Source organism: Pseudomonas sp. 24 E 13, from assembly GCF_900004715.1.
Classification (GTDB): domain Bacteria; phylum Pseudomonadota; class Gammaproteobacteria; order Pseudomonadales; family Pseudomonadaceae; genus Aquipseudomonas; species Aquipseudomonas orientalis_A.
The window spans coordinates 1-16,712 of sequence record NZ_CVTO01000074.1 but is presented as its reverse complement, the minus strand read 5'-3'; the positions used below and the strand labels follow the sequence as shown (position 1 = coordinate 16,712).

Annotated in this window: 12 protein-coding genes; 1 reads left to right on the top strand and 11 read right to left on the bottom strand. The window is 62.4% G+C overall.

Going from position 1 to position 16,712, the window contains the following annotated elements; all coding sequences use genetic code 11:
• Positions 1-46 precede the first annotated feature (46 nt).
• The 3 genes from BFP90_RS03915 to BFP90_RS03905 all read right to left on the bottom strand — a co-directional run bounded on the left by BFP90_RS03915 (position 47) and on the right by BFP90_RS03905 (position 3,139).
• Positions 47-766, bottom strand: coding sequence for a hypothetical protein (locus tag BFP90_RS03915; protein WP_065895996.1), 720 nt, complete (start codon positions 764-766; stop codon positions 47-49).
• An 83-nt stretch (positions 767-849) separates the two neighbouring features.
• Positions 850-1,581, bottom strand: coding sequence for a BPL-N domain-containing protein (locus tag BFP90_RS03910; protein ID WP_065895502.1), 732 nt, complete (start codon positions 1,579-1,581; stop codon positions 850-852).
• Positions 1,582-1,684: 103 nt separating this feature from the next.
• Positions 1,685-3,139, bottom strand: a complete 1,455-nt coding sequence (locus BFP90_RS03905) for an MFS transporter (RefSeq protein WP_065895995.1) — start codon at positions 3,137-3,139, stop codon at positions 1,685-1,687.
• A gap of 131 nt (positions 3,140-3,270) precedes the next feature.
• Between BFP90_RS03905 and BFP90_RS03900 the strand changes: the two genes are divergently transcribed.
• On the top strand, positions 3,271-5,037 hold the full coding sequence (locus tag BFP90_RS03900) for a S8/S53 family peptidase (RefSeq protein WP_065895994.1): 1,767 nt from the start codon (positions 3,271-3,273) through the stop codon (positions 5,035-5,037).
• Between the two features lie 68 nt (positions 5,038-5,105).
• Here BFP90_RS03900 and BFP90_RS03895 read toward each other — a convergent pair whose 3' ends face one another.
• From BFP90_RS03895 to BFP90_RS03860, 8 genes are all read right to left on the bottom strand, one after another.
• A complete protein-coding gene (locus BFP90_RS03895) occupies positions 5,106-6,191 on the bottom strand; it encodes a choline metabolism transcriptional regulator GbdR (RefSeq protein ID WP_065895993.1) in 1,086 nt (361 codons plus the stop codon).
• A 21-nt stretch (positions 6,192-6,212) separates the two neighbouring features.
• Positions 6,213-7,619 carry an amino acid permease gene (locus BFP90_RS03890; RefSeq protein WP_065895498.1) on the bottom strand — a complete coding sequence of 469 codons (1,407 nt, stop codon included), beginning with the start codon at positions 7,617-7,619 and terminating at the stop codon, positions 6,213-6,215.
• A 152-nt stretch (positions 7,620-7,771) separates the two neighbouring features.
• Positions 7,772-10,336, bottom strand: a complete 2,565-nt coding sequence (locus tag BFP90_RS28055) for a hypothetical protein (RefSeq protein ID WP_139113400.1) — start codon at positions 10,334-10,336, stop codon at positions 7,772-7,774.
• A 49-nt stretch (positions 10,337-10,385) separates the two neighbouring features.
• Entirely contained in the window at positions 10,386-10,787 is a 402-nt protein-coding gene (locus BFP90_RS03880) for an InvB/SpaK family type III secretion system chaperone (protein WP_065884205.1), read from the bottom strand.
• A 159-nt stretch (positions 10,788-10,946) separates the two neighbouring features.
• Positions 10,947-12,680, bottom strand: a complete 1,734-nt coding sequence (locus BFP90_RS03875) for an OPT family oligopeptide transporter (protein WP_065895992.1) — start codon at positions 12,678-12,680, stop codon at positions 10,947-10,949.
• A 573-nt stretch (positions 12,681-13,253) separates the two neighbouring features.
• Positions 13,254-13,880: a glutathione S-transferase family protein gene (locus BFP90_RS03870; protein ID WP_065895991.1), complete on the bottom strand. Its 627-nt coding sequence runs from the start codon at positions 13,878-13,880 to the stop codon at positions 13,254-13,256.
• A gap of 67 nt (positions 13,881-13,947) precedes the next feature.
• Entirely contained in the window at positions 13,948-16,005 is a 2,058-nt protein-coding gene (locus tag BFP90_RS03865) for a methyl-accepting chemotaxis protein (RefSeq protein ID WP_065895990.1), read from the bottom strand.
• A gap of 261 nt (positions 16,006-16,266) precedes the next feature.
• Positions 16,267-16,712, bottom strand: a 446-nt coding sequence (locus BFP90_RS03860; protein WP_176718007.1) for a tRNA (adenine(22)-N(1))-methyltransferase, incomplete at its 5' end; no start/stop codon positions are given.

Genomic DNA, 16,712 nt, shown 5'->3' with positions numbered 1-16,712 from the left:
TGAGGTTTGGAAAGTGTAAAAACCTGGTACCGCAATCGTGACGATCTCAGTCGTCGAGACTCCACCCACGCCGCTCATACATCGCCCTCTCCGTCTCCTCCGTCGCCCGCTCCCCCTTGTACGCCAACTGGGTCACCAAAAACCGGTCCTTGATGTCCGTCAGATCCGACGGGTCGTAGGTTCTGAGCATCGGCGCCAGGTCGATGGTATTGGCGAAGTTCTCGTTGGTAAGGCTGTAAAAGCCCATGCGGCTACCGGACCAGGGCGAGCTGGCGTCCATCATGTCGATGGTGGCGTCGCGGTAGGCCACGGCGGCAGTTTTCAGCTCAGCGGAGCCGTTGAGCAGAACGGTGAGGCGTTTGATGTTCGCTTCGCCTAGCTGACCGGACTTGTCGAGCACTTTCAGGCGGCCGTCGGCTTCGACGGTAAAGCCGTAATCGGTTGCGGCCAGGTCAGGTGCGGTGCTGGCCAACGTTGATTGGAATGCGGTGAAGGCGCTTTTCAGCACGGCTTGTGCACCATTGAAACGCTCGGCGAAGCGAGGAAACTCAGGCGATTCGGAGCGGCCGACCCAGACGTCTATGACCTGCAAGGGTTCGCGCAGGGTTTGGGCGGCTTCGCTGGGATGGTAAATAGCCGCCGGGCCGGCGTTTGCCAAGGCCTGGCCGGCGGCCTCGGGCGGCGCCTTGGGCGTGAGTGTCTGCTCGGAAGGCGCAAGACGCGGGCTGGCTGGGGCTAGATGGGCAGCGCTGACGGAAAGTGACATTTCAATCGGTCCATGATTGGCGGGTTCATGGAGGTTATCGACGTAAAGGGCTCGATCTTTAGGCGCGCTCGGGCCAGCAAGCCTTACTCTTGCACGCTGCGTATCAGCGTGCCGAACAGGTTCCCACGCGGCATCTTGTCCAGTGGGATGTCGGCGTCCTCGAACCAGGCCTGCCCGGCTTCGGGGTGGGGTCCGCTGAGCACCACCACGCCCTTTTTATAGGTGTAACGCGCGGCCGCCACGTCGCCGTTCTGGTAAGTCGCCAGGGTGGTATAGGCAGAGGTCGAGGTGGCCTTGGGGAAGTACGGGCCATCCTGGTAGAACACCGTATCCGGCTTGCCGTCCCAGGTGACGCGCACGGCGGCGTCTTCGATGCCGCTCACTTCGAAGCCTGGCCGGCCTGCTTCGCTGTCGAGGTCCTGGGTAATCAAGCCGAGGTTGTTGTCATCGGCCAGGTAAGCGCCCATGCACAACCCCAGGTAGCGCCCGCCCCCGGCGACGTAATCGCGGATGGCATCGGCGCGCGCATCGCCCAGGCTGTCCAGCGCGGCCGGGATGTCCTGGCCGCCCCCCGGTTGAACGTAAAGGTCGTAGCGCGCAAGGGTTTGCGGGGTGATGTCGACCGGTTCATCGGCGCCGACAAAATCGATCTGGTAATGCGGGTCCAGGCGCAGCAGCGCTGCCTTGACGTTTTGCGAACAATCGGCACAGCCTGCCGGGCCCCGGTAGATGGCCACATGAGTGATCGGCGTGGCGGCGTGCGCCTGGGCGGCGGCGAAAACGAGAAGCGTGGCGGCGATAGCGTGCAGGTTCATGGGAATGCGCTCTGTAGCAGATGGGATTCGCGTACCACAGCCTAAATCGAATAGCCCGCGAAAACCGTTAACAGTTGTAAACAACCACCGTTGAAATGCCCACTTACCCAACCGCCTGCGACAACGGCCGCGCCACCTGTTCCAGGGCCTTTCGCTCAGCCGCCACGCCCCAGATCGCCTGCACCACCGCTGCGATGAGCATCAGCGCCGCGCCGATCAGGTAGCCGATCAACAGGCTGCTTCGCTGCTGCGTCTGGATCAACTCGCCAAACAACGTCGGCCCGATGATCCCGCCCAGCCCCGTGCCGAACGCGTAGAACACGGCAATCGCCAGCGCGCGTATCTCCAGGGGGAAGGTCTCCGCCACGGTCAGGTACGCCGAACTCGCTGCGGCCGAGGCGAAGAAGAAAATCACCATCCAGGCGATGGCTTGCTGGGTCACGTCGAACCAGCCTTGTTGAAAGGCATAACCGCTGAGCGCCAGTAACACGCCGGAGGTGGCATAGGTAAAACTGATCATCACGCGCCGACCGATCACGTCGAACAGCCTGCCGAGCAGCAGCGGCCCGCAGAAGTTGCCGAGGGCCAGAGGCAGCACGTACCAGCCGACGTGCTCGGCGGGCACCTGGTAGAAGTCGGTGAGCACCAGCGCGTAGGTGAAAAAGATCGCGTTGTAGAAAAATGCCTGGGCGGTGAGCAGGGTCATGCCGACCAGGGCGCGACGACGATAGCTGACGAACAGGGTGTGGAAAATTTCCGCCAATGGCGTGTGGTCGCGGGCATACAGGCGCAGCGCCGGACTGCTGACGGGTGCCAGCGCATGGCCCTGCTCGCGCAGGCGCGCCTCGATGCCGTCGACAATGCGCTGTGCTTCGGCGTGGCGGCCGTGGATCAGCAACCAGCGCGGGCTCTCCGGCAACCACAGGCGCATCACCAGGATAACCAGGCCCAACGCGGCACCGATGCCGAAGCACAGGCGCCAGCCGAGGTCGCCGCCGACGATCTGCGGGTCGAGCAGCACAATGGCGCCACCGGCACCGAGGGCGGCGCCCAGCCAGAAGGTGCCGTTGATGGTCAGGTCGACCCAGCCGCGATAGCGTGCCGGGGTGAATTCCTGGATGGTCGAGTTGATCGCCGTGTATTCGCCGCCGATGCCCATGCCGGTGAGGAAGCGGAACAGCAGAAAGCTTTCCAGGTTGAAGGAAAACGCCGTGGCGGCGGTGGCGCCCACATAGAGCCACAGGGTGATGAAGAACAGTTTGCGCCGGCCCAGGCGGTCAGTGAGCCAACCGAACAGCAGCGCACCCAGCACCGCGCCGGCGATGTAGACGCCACCGGCGAGGCCGATGTCAACGTTACTGAAATTCAAGCCCGTGCTGCTTTTCAGCGCACCGGACACTGAACCGGCCAGGGTCACTTCAAGACCGTCGAGCAGCCAGGTAATGCCCAGGGCGAACACCAGCAAGGTGTGGAACCGGCCCCAGGGCAGGCGGTCCAGGCGTGCGGGCAGGTCGGTTTCGAACAGCGCGCCAGGGGTGGTGGAGTGTGGTTGGGTCATTGTCACATCCGTCATGTGCTGTCCCTCGTCAGTTATGAGTGAGTCTTTTGAGGGGGAGTTCAACGGGGTTGCGCTGAACGAAGGGGCGATTGGCGCAGTCGCACTATCAGGCCCCGGCAAGGAACCCACTGATGCCTCTGAACCCTGCTGCTTTCGCACTGTTGTTGAGCCTGACCGCCGCTACGGCGTTCGCCTCACAGGAACCGCTGCGCCTGGAACAGCTGAAACGCTGCGGTGACCTGCTGGAAAACCAACAGCAGGATTGGTGCCTGCGCGTGCGCGGCATGGGCGATGCCACCGCGCAGTTGAAACTGGGCGGCACGGTGCTGCCGCAGGACGCTGTACAGCGCGACGGCGACCACCTGCGCCTGCGGCTCGATAGTCGCCGCTACCAGAGCGGCCCGCTGTGGCTCGAAGACGGCCCGCGCGCCAGCAACGCCGCCTGGCTGAGCCTGCGCAACAGCCAGGTAGTGGCCGCCGGGCCCAGCGAAGTGGCGAAGAACATGGACGGCCTGACCACCTACGTCGATCTGGTCAGCGTACTGATCGAAGAAGACCAGAATGGCCGCCAGGAAGCCGAACGCCTGGCGCGCAAATACGGGGCGACGGTGGTGGGCAGTATCGCGCCGCTGAACGTTTTTCAACTGCGCCTGCCCGCCACCGACCTGATCCAGCGCGACGCCCTGGTGCTGCGCCTGGGCAGCGAGACCAGCGTCGATGCGGTGGTCATCGAAGAGTCCGCCGCCGAAGAAGCCGAGCACGCCGCCCCTCGCCGTGAGGCGCCGAAGAAGCCGGCGCCCGACTCCGATGAATGGGCCGCCAACCGCTTTCTCGATGCGGTGGCCTATTACCAGCGACGCATCCCGGGCCAGCACACGCCCATCGTGCCGCAACCGGTGCGCATCGGGGTGATCGAGCGCGGCGTGGATTTCGACACGGCGGATTTCGCTGACTACCTGGGCGCCTGCGCCCCCCGGCGCACCTGCGTCTACGCGGGCGATACGGGTTCGGCGGACAGCCATGGCACCACCGTCGCCGGCATCCTCGCGGCGGGCTGGAACAACGGCGGCAATACCGGCTTTTTGCGTGGCCTGGACAAGGCCGGCGGGGGCTTTGAGGTGATTGTCGAGCGCAACTCCGATGCCGGAATCACTGCAAACATCGCCGCATCAGTCAACCTCGTGGAGGACGGCGTGCGCGTGCTCAACTGGAGCTGGGGCGTTCATCGCGTCGGCACCAAGGACGTCAACGGCCATGACGTCGACTCGCTGGTGCGCTCGGGAATAGCCATGAGCGGCTACGAAGAACTGCTCGAAGAGTTTTTCCTGTGGCTGCGCAAGGAACACCCCGACGTGATCGTGGTGAACTCCGCCGGTAACGGTTCGGCCTTCTCGGGCAGCGACGAGTACCGCCTGCCCTCCTCGTTCATTACCGAGCAATTGCTGGTGGTGGGTGGGCACCAGCGCAATGAGCGCAACGACGTCGCCGTCGATGATCCTGCCTACGCCGTCACGCGCAGCTCCTCGAACGTGGACATGCGCGTCGACATCACCGCCGCCGCCTGTGCACACGCCTCAACAAAGGACGCCGACCAAGAGGGCGCCGTGCATTGCGGCACCTCCTACGCCACGCCGATGGTCGCGGGCCTGCTGGCGGCGATGCTGTCGATCAACCCGCAGTTGCAGCCGGAACAGTTGCGCACGCTGTTGCGCCGCAGCGCCCTGGCGATCGGCGATAACCATGACTTCGAACGCAGCGACGCCCAGGACCTCACGGCACCGATCCTGCCGTCGGAGCGCAATTACCAGCTCAATGACAAGGATGTGGGGCGCTCGGCGCGGCTGGATATGCAAAAGGCGCTGGACCTGGCGGTGCAGAGTCGCACGCGGGTGCGGTAATGGCGAGCGGCGGCATAATCGATAGTTTGGCCGCCTGAGCCAGGGCTATCGCGCAGCAGCCCCCCACCTCAACGCCGCTGAAGCTTCACACTGGCAAACGTCGATTCTTCCCTTGCCTGCTCCAGTATGTTCTTGGGTTTGGCCGGCGCCCCCGGCTTGGCCACAGGGCGCGGCGCAATCGGCAGGCGCAGGCGCATGTCCGAGCGTTCGTCACTGGGCGCCACGCCGAAGAAGTCCCGATAGCACTTGGAAAAGTGCGGCGTGGACACAAAGCCGCAGATCGCCGCAAGCTCCACCATCGAGATAGGGGTCTGCATGAGTAACTGGCGAGCCCGGGTCAGGCGAAGCTTGAGGTAGTAGCGCGACGGCGTGCAGTACAGGTAGCGCTGGAACATGCGCTCCAGCTGGCGCCGCGATACCTGGACGAACGCGGCCAGTTCATCCAGGTCGATGGCTTCTTCCAGGTTGGCTTCCATCAAGGCCACCACTTCCTGCAGCTTGGGCTGTTGCGTGCCCAGCAGATGCTTGAGCGGCACGCGCTGGGTGTCGCGCTCGTTGCGGATGCGCTCGTACACAAACATCTGCGAAATCGCCGCCGACAGTTCATGCCCGTGATCGCGCCCGATCAGGTGCAGCATCATGTCCAACGGCGCGGTGCCGCCCGAACTGGTGAAGCGGTTGCCATCGAGGGAGAAGACGCTGGCGCTGACCGTGACACGGGGAAAGGCTTCCTGCATGGAGGCCATCAGTTCCCAATGCACGCTGCACTGGAAACCATCAAGCAAGCCCGCCCTGGCCAGCGCCCAACTGCCGGTGCACACCGCGCCGAGGCGGTTGCAGTACAGACGCGCCTGGTTGCGCAACCAGGTGATATGCGCGGGTGTGGCGGCCTGTTGGATGCCCACGCCGCCACACACGATCACGGCGTCCAGGTCGCGCTGTTCATGCGCCACCGCATCCGGTGTGACCGACACGCCATCGCTCGCCCACACCGGTTCACCGTTAAGGCTGAGGGTGCGCCAGCGATAGAGTTCCTCACCGGCCAGTTGATTGGCCATGCGCAAGGGCTCGACCGCACAGGACAGCGATATCAGGGTGAATTGGTCCAGCAGCAAAAAGCCGAGGGTCTTGCAGGCAGGCGCGTCAGGTTCCATCACAGTACTCCGCACGCGTGATCAAGAGGGCTCAACCACAATGGCCTTGGCCGACTGCCCGTGCTGACGCGCCGTGACCACGCCGATCAAGGAGATCAGCAAGGCCAGGCCAATCGTTGAGGACACTTCCGTGCGGTGTTCCGGTGTCACCATCATCACGGCCAATGCTGCGCAGATGAACACGATCACCAGGTAAGTCAGCCAGGGAAACAGCCACATACGAAAGGCCAGCTCGACGTTCTGCCTGAGCAGCATCCGCCGCATGCGCAGTTGCGAGATGGCGATGACCAGGTACACCAGCAACGCGATGGCACCGGAGCTGGCGAGCAGAAACTGGAACAGACCGGCGGGCATGAAGTAGCTCAGCAGCGTCACCCCTGCGCCGATGATGGTGCTGGCAATCACCGCCGCCCTGGGCACGCCCGCGGCTGAGGTGCGTTTAAGCGCCACAGGCGCGTCGCCGCGTTTACCCAGGGAGAACAGCATGCGCGAGGAGATGTAGATCGAGGAGTTCATGCAACTGGCAACGGCGATCAACACCACCACGTCGACCATGAATTTGGCGTTGGGGACGTTCATCAATTCCAGCGCGCGCTGATAGGAACCCACGGACGCCAGCAACGGGTCGTTCCAGGGCACCACGGAGATAACGACGAAGATCGACAGCAGGTAAAACACACCGATGCGCCAAATCACCGAGCGTGTCGCCCTGGCGATGTTCTGCGCCGGATTACTCGATTCGGCCGCCGCGATGGTCACCGCCTCCGTACCGATAAAACTGAACATGATGGTGATGAACGCCCCGACCACCGCCGACAAACCGTTAGGCGCAAAACCACCGTGCTCCTCCATCAACCGGCTCAAGCCACTGGCTTGGTGATCAGGCACCCAGCCCATCAGCACGCTGAATCCCAGGCCGATAAACCCGATAATGGCGATCACCTTGGCCATCGCGAACCAGAACTCGAACTCACCATATTTGGCCACGCTGAACAGGTTGGTGATCACCAGCAGGATGATCGACAACAAGGCGAACAGCCACGCATCGACCTGGGGAAACCACTGATTGAGTACATAACCGGCAGCCAGCGCCTCGATCGGAATCACCAACACCCAGAACCACCAATACAACCAGCCGATGGTGAAGCCCGCCCAACGGCCGATGGCCTGGTCGGCGTAAGTAGAAAAGGAACCGGTGTCGGGACGCGCCACCGCCATTTCTCCGAGCATGCGCATCACCAGCACCACCAGCAGGCCGGAGAACAGATACGCCAGCAACACCGCCGGCCCCGCCGCCGCGATGGCATGGCCGGAACCGACAAATAACCCCGCGCCGATGATGCCTGCGATGGACAACATGGTGACGTGGCGCGGCTTGAAACCCTGCGCCAACTGACCGTTGGAATCGTTGGAATTTAGGCTATTCATTGTTTTTGTTGTTCTCGGGCGACCAATACCCCTCACCTTAAGGGTGCTGCGCCGGGCCAAAGTAGCCTGAGTACGCCATCGTCGTGTCTGATCTCGTCATTTGTCGATCGGTTGCGGCGGCTGGCGAGCCGGCGCCTGCAACCGACCGCTCCTCAGGTTGCGGTACCGGCCTTGAATAATTCGCTCATGAGTTCGGTGGCCGCTCCGTGCCCGAAGACATGCGCGGAGTCACGCTGGGAGGGGTCCAGTGTGCCTTCGCCTCTGATGCTCTGCCCGGTATAAACCAACGTTCCCTCAAGCACTTCGACTGCGCTGTGATAACCCAAGCCGACCAAAAACGCGCCGGTCCCAGCCGCACGCGCATAACGCTGCTCCTGCTCGGCCGGCGTCAAATCCGACATAGGCGTGAGCCCGCTACCGTCCCGAGCGGGCAGCGCGCCCACGTATTGATCGCTCGCGCTCACCCCGCGCAGCATGTCCCAGGTCTGCAAAATTTCGGCCGGCGAGGCTGACATATGCCCGACAAGCGGCTCGGTAGTTTCCTTGATGCGGGCCGTACCGATATCGAAAACCGCCCAGCGATTATCAGGAATACGCTCGGATGCCGGCACATTGAGCGCTTTATCCGCCTCCAGCCCGCTGTTGTGCACGCCTGCCCGAAAAGGCATGTGGGCAGGCGAATCGAACGAACGGACTTTTCGTTCAGCGCGCTTATCCGGGCCTACCGCCGCAGAGCCGCCGTGCTCGCGCATGCGCTGGACGGCGGCGGCATCCGGCACTTGCAGCCCCTGTGCCTGGAGCTGCCGGTTGAGCGCCGTCATCAGTCCCTGGTCCGCGTTGCCGGGGGTGGTGTAAAACCCGCCGATATCGCCCATCAATGCGATGGCCACCGCTCTATCGGTGGCGCTTGCCGATCCGCTGCCGGCGCGCGCCAATGCTGCCAGCAAGTCATCCGTTGTCTTCCCCGCCAACAGCCTGCCTTCCCCCAATAAATGAGCGCCCAACGTGCCCTGATGCTGCGGGCTCAGGTTCGAGACCACACGGTGCAAGACGCTGGCGGCACCGGCCAGCTCTTGAGTCAAGACGTCGCCGGGCTTGTAGAGCACGTTTCGCGCCGCGACAGTCTGTGCCAACGCCAACGCTTTGGTGGTCGCCTGAGCGGACTGGCCCGCCGGGTTGCCATGGGTGATGTGCTGATGCACGGCATCCTTGGCCTTGAGCACCTCATTGAAGACCCCGGCGTCCCTGGCGGCGTTTTCCAGGGCGCTGTCATTCATGAAAAGCCTATCGCCGATGTGCTCGAAGCCGGGCCTTCCCGGGAACGTTTCAAGCAATTTGCCGCGTACAGCCGGATGGGCCAGCGCATATGAAATTTCATCCATCGAATGCCCGCCATCCACGTAAATGAACAGCGCGGATTGAATGGCCAAATAGGCTTCAAGGTCGTCCGGCCGGGTATTGGCATGCACATCCTTGCAGGCACGCACCGCCCCCTGTTCGATCACAATCGAACCCGACGGCCCGTTAACGTAAGTCCCCGTGCCTTTTTCAAACAAAGCCTTCACATAAGAACCCGGCTTGGATGCATCCGGATGCTCGGGATCCTGCATCTCAAGCCTGTCGGGGCAACGGGTGCTGGCGCCGGCCAGCAACTGGCTCCGGTAATCGCTTTCATATTTGATATTGAACGGCTCATTCAGGCGCAAGTCCCGGGGGGTCGCATCGATATTTCGCAAAATACCGACGTTATGACTGTCTGCCTGCCGGAACAAATTACCTTCTCGGGCGTTGAGTTCAATACGGCCTTTTCCGGGTGCCTTGATGGGATCAAATACACTGTCCCAATGGCCCGCAGGGAGTTTTGCCGCGACATCCGGCTCATTCCTCAGCGCGTAACTTAAATAACGGTGTTTGTAGATATCAAACAAGGCCGTCCTGGCCTCGGGCGAGATATTCAAGGTCTCCAGGGTTTTCTCGGCACGCGTATAGAACCCCTGGAGTTGATCCAAACCCTCGATGCTCGTGTCGAAACGCTGGTTCTTCCAAGCCGCCTCGTATTTCTCGAACAACGGCGCAGACACGTAGTTGTCCTTGATGTAATTGACCTGATTGTTTGAGATAGCGACAAAGGTTTTATAGGTGTCCGGCGAACGGAAATAATCTTGCAGGGCATGCTTGGCATAGTAACTTTCGAACGCGCGCCGCACCGGGTCGTTGACCATTTTCAGCCTCATCGAACCGTCGGCTGCGTGCGGCGAGCCGTTGGCGACCAGCTTGGTCAGCTCGGCTCTACGCTGCTCCGGATCGATAAGGCCGCGCAGTCGGGTAAGGATCTTCTGGGTTTCGGTTTCAGCCGGCCCCGCGATCCTGAACCTGTTCAAGCCCAGGCTCAGCGCGCCATCCTTGATGGACGCCTTGCCCGGCGCGATACGATCCTGGGAGTGTTTTTCAACGATATCACTGTCAATCACGGCGTTATAAATAGCACCGTTCCTGATTTGCGCGACCTGCGGGCCGCCGTACAGAAAACTGACCGGGCGCTCTTGCCCGTCGGCTTTGAGCGTGACCGTAGGCAGGGCGTTGGAAGTGACTTCAATAGGTTTGTTTTTTATGGAGTCGAAGTTCTTCACAAACTCGACATTCTTCAATACCCGGTTACCAGCGTTGGCCTGCAATTGGGCCGCAGCACTGGAGCCGTTATCATTATTGATCAGCATAGTGGTTGCCTCTACCTTTGAATAAGGCGGCGAGCGTCGTTGCGACGGTTTATTTGAAAATGCTGTGCAGCGATGTCATCAGGTTGAAAAAACCATCCAACGCAATCTGCAATGTTTTGGCCGACCCCGTGCACGCGTCGTCCAGCAGGGCTTTGACTTCGTAACCGCGCAGACCTTTGCCCAACACCGGCTGGCCGGTCACCACCGATGGCAATGCGTGTTGCAGTGAAAGCAGCAGTTTTTCCGCATGGATATTCAGCGTGGCGCTGTTCAGATTTTTCAACTCACTCCACATCCACACCCCATGACGGTCGGCAGTGAGCATGATCGGGCTGATGGTTTTAAAGTTAAGCGCGATCGAGGAGTGGCGATCAAAGGAGCCGAGGCGTTCCTGGGGTACGCCAAGGTCCAATAAAGTTTCGCGGAGTATTTTCGCAATATCAGAACTCACGGCCTATCCCCTCAGCGTAAGCAGCCTTGCTTTTGGAGTTATAACTGGCGTCCCTGAGTTACCCGTTGGCGCCCTGCTCAGCGAATGTGAGAGAGGCGAGAGATGAGTGGCGGCCGTCCACGAACAGTTCCATTGGGCAATAGCTGCGCGATTTGCCTATCAGCCCGCCTGCACCATCATTTGCCACAAGGAAGCCCCAACGCCGGTGATGCTTTCGCCGGCAATAAGCCCGGCCGCCGCGGTAATCGCAAAACGTTCGGTAAGACGTGGCCGACGACAGCTGACCAACCAGGTCAGCACCGCTCCCAAAGCCATCATCAGCGAAATGGACGCCGGCAGTACAAACGCCAATCCCAGGGCGGCGGCGCTGGGCAGGTAGCGCGCGCGATGCGCAGACAAGGTGCTGTCGAGCACACCCAGCAACACGCCGATCAAGCCTGCGATGGCGATGGCCCAGCGAATGCTCGGCGATAACGAGTCCAGCCCGTGGGTCAGGGTTTGCGCCACGGCTTTCCAGGTGGCGACGGCCGGGGCCGGCCATTGTTCGGTGAGGAGCATGGTGTGTGGGTCGGGAATCAGCGCCAGGTAGGCGAATACGCCGACGATACTGCCGACAAAAATCCCCAGGATCTGCGCGATCACTTGCTTGTGAGGCGTGGCGCCAATCGCCTTGCCGACCTTGAAATCATTCATCAAGTCCGTGCACTGCCCGGCCGAACCGCCGGCCGTGTTGGCGCTCATCAGGTTGATCGGCACCTGCCCCGGCGCGACGATGCCGAAGCTCAGCTGGGACAATTGCCCAATTGCGCCAATCGGCGGAATGCCGGTGGCGCCCACCACCCGCGCGGCCACGGCGGCCAGGCAGATGGCCAGGGGGATGGTGAGCAGCGCCATCCACGGGTTGATGCCGAACAGCAACGCCTGCAGGCTCACGACCAGGATGATCGCCAAGGCAAACCCCGCAGCCGGGCCCGGCTTTGGCAGGGTCCAGGGCGTGCCGCCGTGCGCGCGGGTGGTTCGGTGCAATGTCCACAAGCGAATCGCCAGGGACGCCAGGGTAGAACAGACCATCAAGCTCACGCCGGGCCACAGCAGCCACTCCACCAGGGCGGCGAATTGCGGCCCGCTGCTGCCCGGCGCAACGTGCACCAGCCCGTGCGCCAACAGCCAGGGCCCCAGCCCGCCCCAGGCCAGCAAGGCGCCGAGCAGCAAGGTCAGGCCCACGCGCAGGCCGATGATGCCACCAAAACCGAGCAGCAACAGCGACGGGTCAGTGGTAAACGTCAGGCGTTCCAACTGGGCCGTCGGCGACCAACGCGGCAACGCCCACAGGAAGGTGTCCACCCACTTGACCAACCCCGACAGCAACGCGGCGCCGAGCAGCACTTTCAAGCGAGTCGCCGCTTCGCGACCGTGGTTGTAGATATGCAGCAGAGTCTCCAGGGTGGCCATGCCTTCGGGAAACTTCAGCGCCTTGTCGTTGAGCAATGAGGGCCGCAGGTACCACGCGATCCAGATCCCCAGGAAGCTCACGGAAAACACCCAGGCGATCATCGGGATCGCCTCCAGTTGATTGCCCGTGAGCAAGGTGTAGGCCGGGATGGGCGCGACCAGCCCACCGGAAATGATCGACGCCGCGGCAGAGGCGACGGTCTGGTTGATATTGCTTTCATGCAGCGTCCACGGCAATGGCGCAGCAGAGCGTTTGGCCAGGCCCTGCCAGATCGCGTAGCCGATCAGCAACGCGATGATCGACATGTTGAACGACCAGCCGATCTTGAGGCCGGCGTACACATTGGACGGCGTGAGCAGGATACCGAGCAGGATCCCGGTGATGACCGCGCGCAGGCTGAGTTCACGTTGTACGGGGGTGATTGCCGAGGTGGGGTGCATGCAGATTCCTTTCGACGAAAAACAGTGCCACCTCATAAGTGAGCGCTGAAAGGCTCGAAGGTTCATCGATGCGGCTTGCCTCGATAGCCATAGCTAGCTACACAACGCTGTAGCCCCCCGCTAACCACGATGCGAAGCGAGCCGCTCTTGATCTGGCTTTTGATCTTGATCTCAGGCGCCCCGTTAAACCACGCTGGCCGAACGCAGGCTTGAATCCGTGGGTAACCCGGCAGGACGCCGGGTTAGCCGCACTGGGCCATGGATGGCCCATTGCGGCGGCCCACGGATTCAAGCCGGAGAGAGGGCACACCGAGCCTAGGCGAGGTGCCGAGTGGTGGGGCAAGAGCGTTTTGCTTACTTTTGCGCTTTTCAAAAGTGAGCCGCTGTAAAAGCGGAACCTATAGCAGCCGTTACCGCAGAAACGGATATGTACTCGATCTGATCCGGCATCCTGGTCGGCCCAGAGGCCGCCATCGGGGGCAAGCCCCCTCCCACATTTGGACCGAGGTGTATCAGCTGGATAACCGTTGGCTGACAGGCGCCATCGGGAGCAAGCCCCCTCCCACACTGAATTCATTTAGCAAACGCGTACTCGCCGCCCTGCTCCACCGCCTTGCGATAAGCCGGTCGCTGCTGAAGCCTGTCCACCCACGCCGCAAGGTTCGGATACGCCTGCAACTTGCCCTGGGCCTTGGCGATTTCGCCGATAAAGCTCATCTGAATGTCCGCCCCCGTCAGTTCGTCACCCACCAGATACGGCGTTTGCCCAAGCACGTCATTAAGGTAGCCGAGGTAGTTGGCCAACTCCGATTCAATGCGCGGGTGCAGCGGCGCGCCGGCTTCACCCAGGCGCCCGACGTAGAGGTTGAGCATCAGCGGCAGCATGGCCGAGCCTTCGGCAAAATGCAGCCATTGCACATAATCATCGTAGGTGGCGCTGGCCGGATCGGGTTGCAGTCGTCCCTTGCCGTGACGACGAATCAGGTAGTCAATAATGGCCGCCGACTCAATCAATACGCGGGCTCCGTCCTCGATCACCGGCGATTTGCCCAAGGGATGAATCGCCTTGAGCTCGGGTGGCGCGAGGTTGGTTTTCGGGTCGCGTTGGTAGCGCTTGATTTGGTAAGGCAGGCCCAACTCCTCCAGCAGCCAGAGGATGCGCTGGGAGCGGGAATTGTTGAGGTGATGGACGGTAATCATAGGGAAGCAGCTCCATTGGGGTTAAGGAGAAGACTACAACACGGCGATGGAGTGCCCTGAATGGACCTCATCCCAATCGAAACCGCGCCGTGTTGTCGCTCAACGCCCGGCTGCCCTGGCTCAGGCTGTCGGCAGCCTGATTGACCGCCCGCGCGCCGTCGAGCAGACGCCCGGCCGCTTGGTCGACCTGCTGGATATTGCCGCTCACTTCGTCCGCCGTCGCAGCCTGTTCTTCCACGGCGGCGGCGATGTGCGCCAAGGTGTCGGTGACGTGCTGCACCGCACCGGCAATTTCTCCCAGGCGCGTGCCCAGGCCGGTGACGGATTCGGCATCGGTGAGCGCCTGCTCGCACGCGGCGCCCATCAGGCTGACGGCCTGGCTGACCGTGGCGCGCAGGCTGTCCACCGTGCCGGCGATCTGCGCGGTGGACGCCTGGGTGCGTTGCGACAGGCTGCGTACCTCATCGGCAACCACTGCAAACCCTCGGCCTTGCTCGCCGGCGCGGGCGGCTTCGATGGCGGCGTTAAGGGCCAGCAGGTTGGTCTGCTCGGCAATGCCGCGAATGGTGTCGACCACCGATTGAATCTGCTGGCCCTGCTGGCTGACCTGTTCCAGGGCATTGGCGGTGTCGCTCAGGCGCTGGTTGAGTTGCTGGATACTGGCCGTGGTGCGCTGGCTGTCGCGGCTGCTGTCTTCGGCGATACGGCGGGTGTGGCGGGCGCTGTCGGCCGCCTGTTCGCAGCTTTTGGCAACGCCCAGGGAGGTGGCGGCCAATTGGGTAGCGGCCGCGGCGATCTGGCTGATCTGGTGGCGCTGGTCTTCGACGTCGGTGAGGGTGCTGCCCGATTGCGCGCTGAGGGTCAGCACGGTGGCGCCCAGTTGCTCGGTCTCATGATTGACCCCGAGCAGGCTGGTGCGCAGTTGCACCACGGCCACATTGAGCGCGGTGCTGATGGCGGCGAGTTCGTCGCGCCCCTGCACCGCCACTTCGACGTGCAGGTTACCGTCACGCAGGGACTCGGCGAGCGTGGTGATGCCACTGGCGCTGCGACGGATCGAGGCTTGCAGGCAGATGAACAGGTACAGCGCCGCCAGCGCCAACAGGCTGAACGTGGCCGCCACGGGAATGAAGTGCTGCAACGATCGCTCACGGTAGTACCCCAAGCGCGCATCGAGCGAATGCAGCGACTGGCTGCGCAGCGCACCCAACGCCGCGAGCATGGCGTCGACACTTTGATCGAATGCGGCGGTGTCGAGCTTGATGGTGCCGCCGAATACGCCGTCGTCGAGGGTTTTGAGTTCGCCGTCCAGGCGTTGCAGGCTGGCCTCGTATTGTTCGGTCCAGGGTTCAAGGCCGGGGTATTGCTTGGCTTTCAGCGCAGTGGCGGCCTTGACCAGTTGGTCCCGCGCATCGCCGATGCGGCCGCGCAGGTCACGCATCTGCAAGCGGCTTTGCAGGGTGAACTGGCCCGAGGCAATCGAGGATTGGCCGACGCTGGCCGTACGGCCGATACGCTCGATCAGGTCCGGTGTGTGCTGGCTGGAAATCTGCATCAGCAGATAGGTTTCCAGCCAGGGATCGAGGATCAGGCCGGCGTCCAGGGTGATCTGTTCGCGCAGCGATTGCATCGCGGTCAGGGCGGCGGTGAAACGGTCGTAGCCATCCGGCCACCAGCCGACGGTGCGCAGGGACTGGGTGTCCATGCCCTTGACCGCGGCCTGCAGCGTGTCGAAGCGCGCCTGGGTAGCGGCGCTGGCATGATGGGTCTTGAGGGCGTCCCCCAGGGTTTGCAGGCCTTGCTGAATCAGCGGGCTGCCCGCATCCACCCTGGCCATCGCGGCCTGGGCGGCAGGGGTCGGCGTATGCAGGATATCCAGGGCTTTCCAACGGGCGGCCAGATTGCGCTGGGCGCTCAGTTGCCCATCGAGCAGGTCCAGCGCCAACAGCTGGCGCACGCCGGACTGTTCGCTGGAAATCACCGCGAGTTTGTCGTGGTAGTCCTGGCCGATCATCCACAGGCTGCCGGCGAGCGGTAGCATGAACAGCAGGAACAGCACCTGGAACTTACGCGCGAAGCCGAACCGCCCGAGCAGACGGATACCGGGTGATAAAAATCTTTGCATGCCCTACACACTCCCCTGAACAACCCCATACTTCACAGCCGGGAATGACTAACGGCAAAATGCCATGTCATTGATTCTTCTGGCTCAAGCAAGATCTGGGCCGTGGGATACAAGCGTGACGACACGTGCCATGGCGCTAAGAAACCTTTGATCAGTGCGCGAAAATGGGGCGAAAGCACTCATTATCGGGCGCGCGCCTGTAACCGCCGGGGACACGGCGCGACGCGGGAGAGGTCGAACGCTGACAATCCCGAGCGATCTTCAGGTCAGCAGTTGAGTGATCCACTGAATTTCCCGGGCGATCCCGTGGACTTTCTCTTCCGGCACCGACTGCCTGGCTTTCTCGAAACTGGCCAAGGTCTTTTGTTTCTGCTGCAGCAAGCGCTGCCACTTCGCCACGAACGCGGGACTGCGCGCCAGCAACTGCAGCGGTCCGAAATACAGCTGTTGTTCGGTGTAGGACACAGGCCCGGTCGGTTCGGCGACGATGATTTCGTAGTAGAAGCGGTTCTCGTGCAGCAGCTCTTCGCCCACGATGCGGTAGCCGTTGTGCATCAACCAGTGGCGCAACGGATACTCGCCGCCATTGGGTTGCAGGACCAGGCGCTCCTGGCCATTCAACCGCGCCTTGCCGTTGTCGAGAATGTCACGAATGGTCTCGCCGCCCATGCCGCACAGACTGACGGCCGTGATGGCGTCGCCGGGCT

Coding starts and splice junctions, on each gene's coding strand:
- BFP90_RS03870 (WP_065895991.1), bottom strand. CDS start 13,880: ATGATTACCGTCCATCACCTCAACAATTCCCGCTCCCAGCGCATCCTC.
- BFP90_RS03890 (WP_065895498.1), bottom strand. CDS start 7,619: ATGAATAGCCTAAATTCCAACGATTCCAACGGTCAGTTGGCGCAGGGT.
- BFP90_RS28055 (WP_139113400.1), bottom strand. CDS start 10,336: ATGCTGATCAATAATGATAACGGCTCCAGTGCTGCGGCCCAATTGCAG.
- BFP90_RS03910 (WP_065895502.1), bottom strand. CDS start 1,581: ATGAACCTGCACGCTATCGCCGCCACGCTTCTCGTTTTCGCCGCCGCC.
- BFP90_RS03895 (WP_065895993.1), bottom strand. CDS start 6,191: ATGGAACCTGACGCGCCTGCCTGCAAGACCCTCGGCTTTTTGCTGCTG.
- BFP90_RS03865 (WP_065895990.1), bottom strand. CDS start 16,005: ATGCAAAGATTTTTATCACCCGGTATCCGTCTGCTCGGGCGGTTCGGC.
- BFP90_RS03900 (WP_065895994.1), top strand. CDS start 3,271: ATGCCTCTGAACCCTGCTGCTTTCGCACTGTTGTTGAGCCTGACCGCC.
- BFP90_RS03915 (WP_065895996.1), bottom strand. CDS start 766: ATGTCACTTTCCGTCAGCGCTGCCCATCTAGCCCCAGCCAGCCCGCGT.
- BFP90_RS03875 (WP_065895992.1), bottom strand. CDS start 12,680: ATGCACCCCACCTCGGCAATCACCCCCGTACAACGTGAACTCAGCCTG.
- BFP90_RS03905 (WP_065895995.1), bottom strand. CDS start 3,139: ATGACCCAACCACACTCCACCACCCCTGGCGCGCTGTTCGAAACCGAC.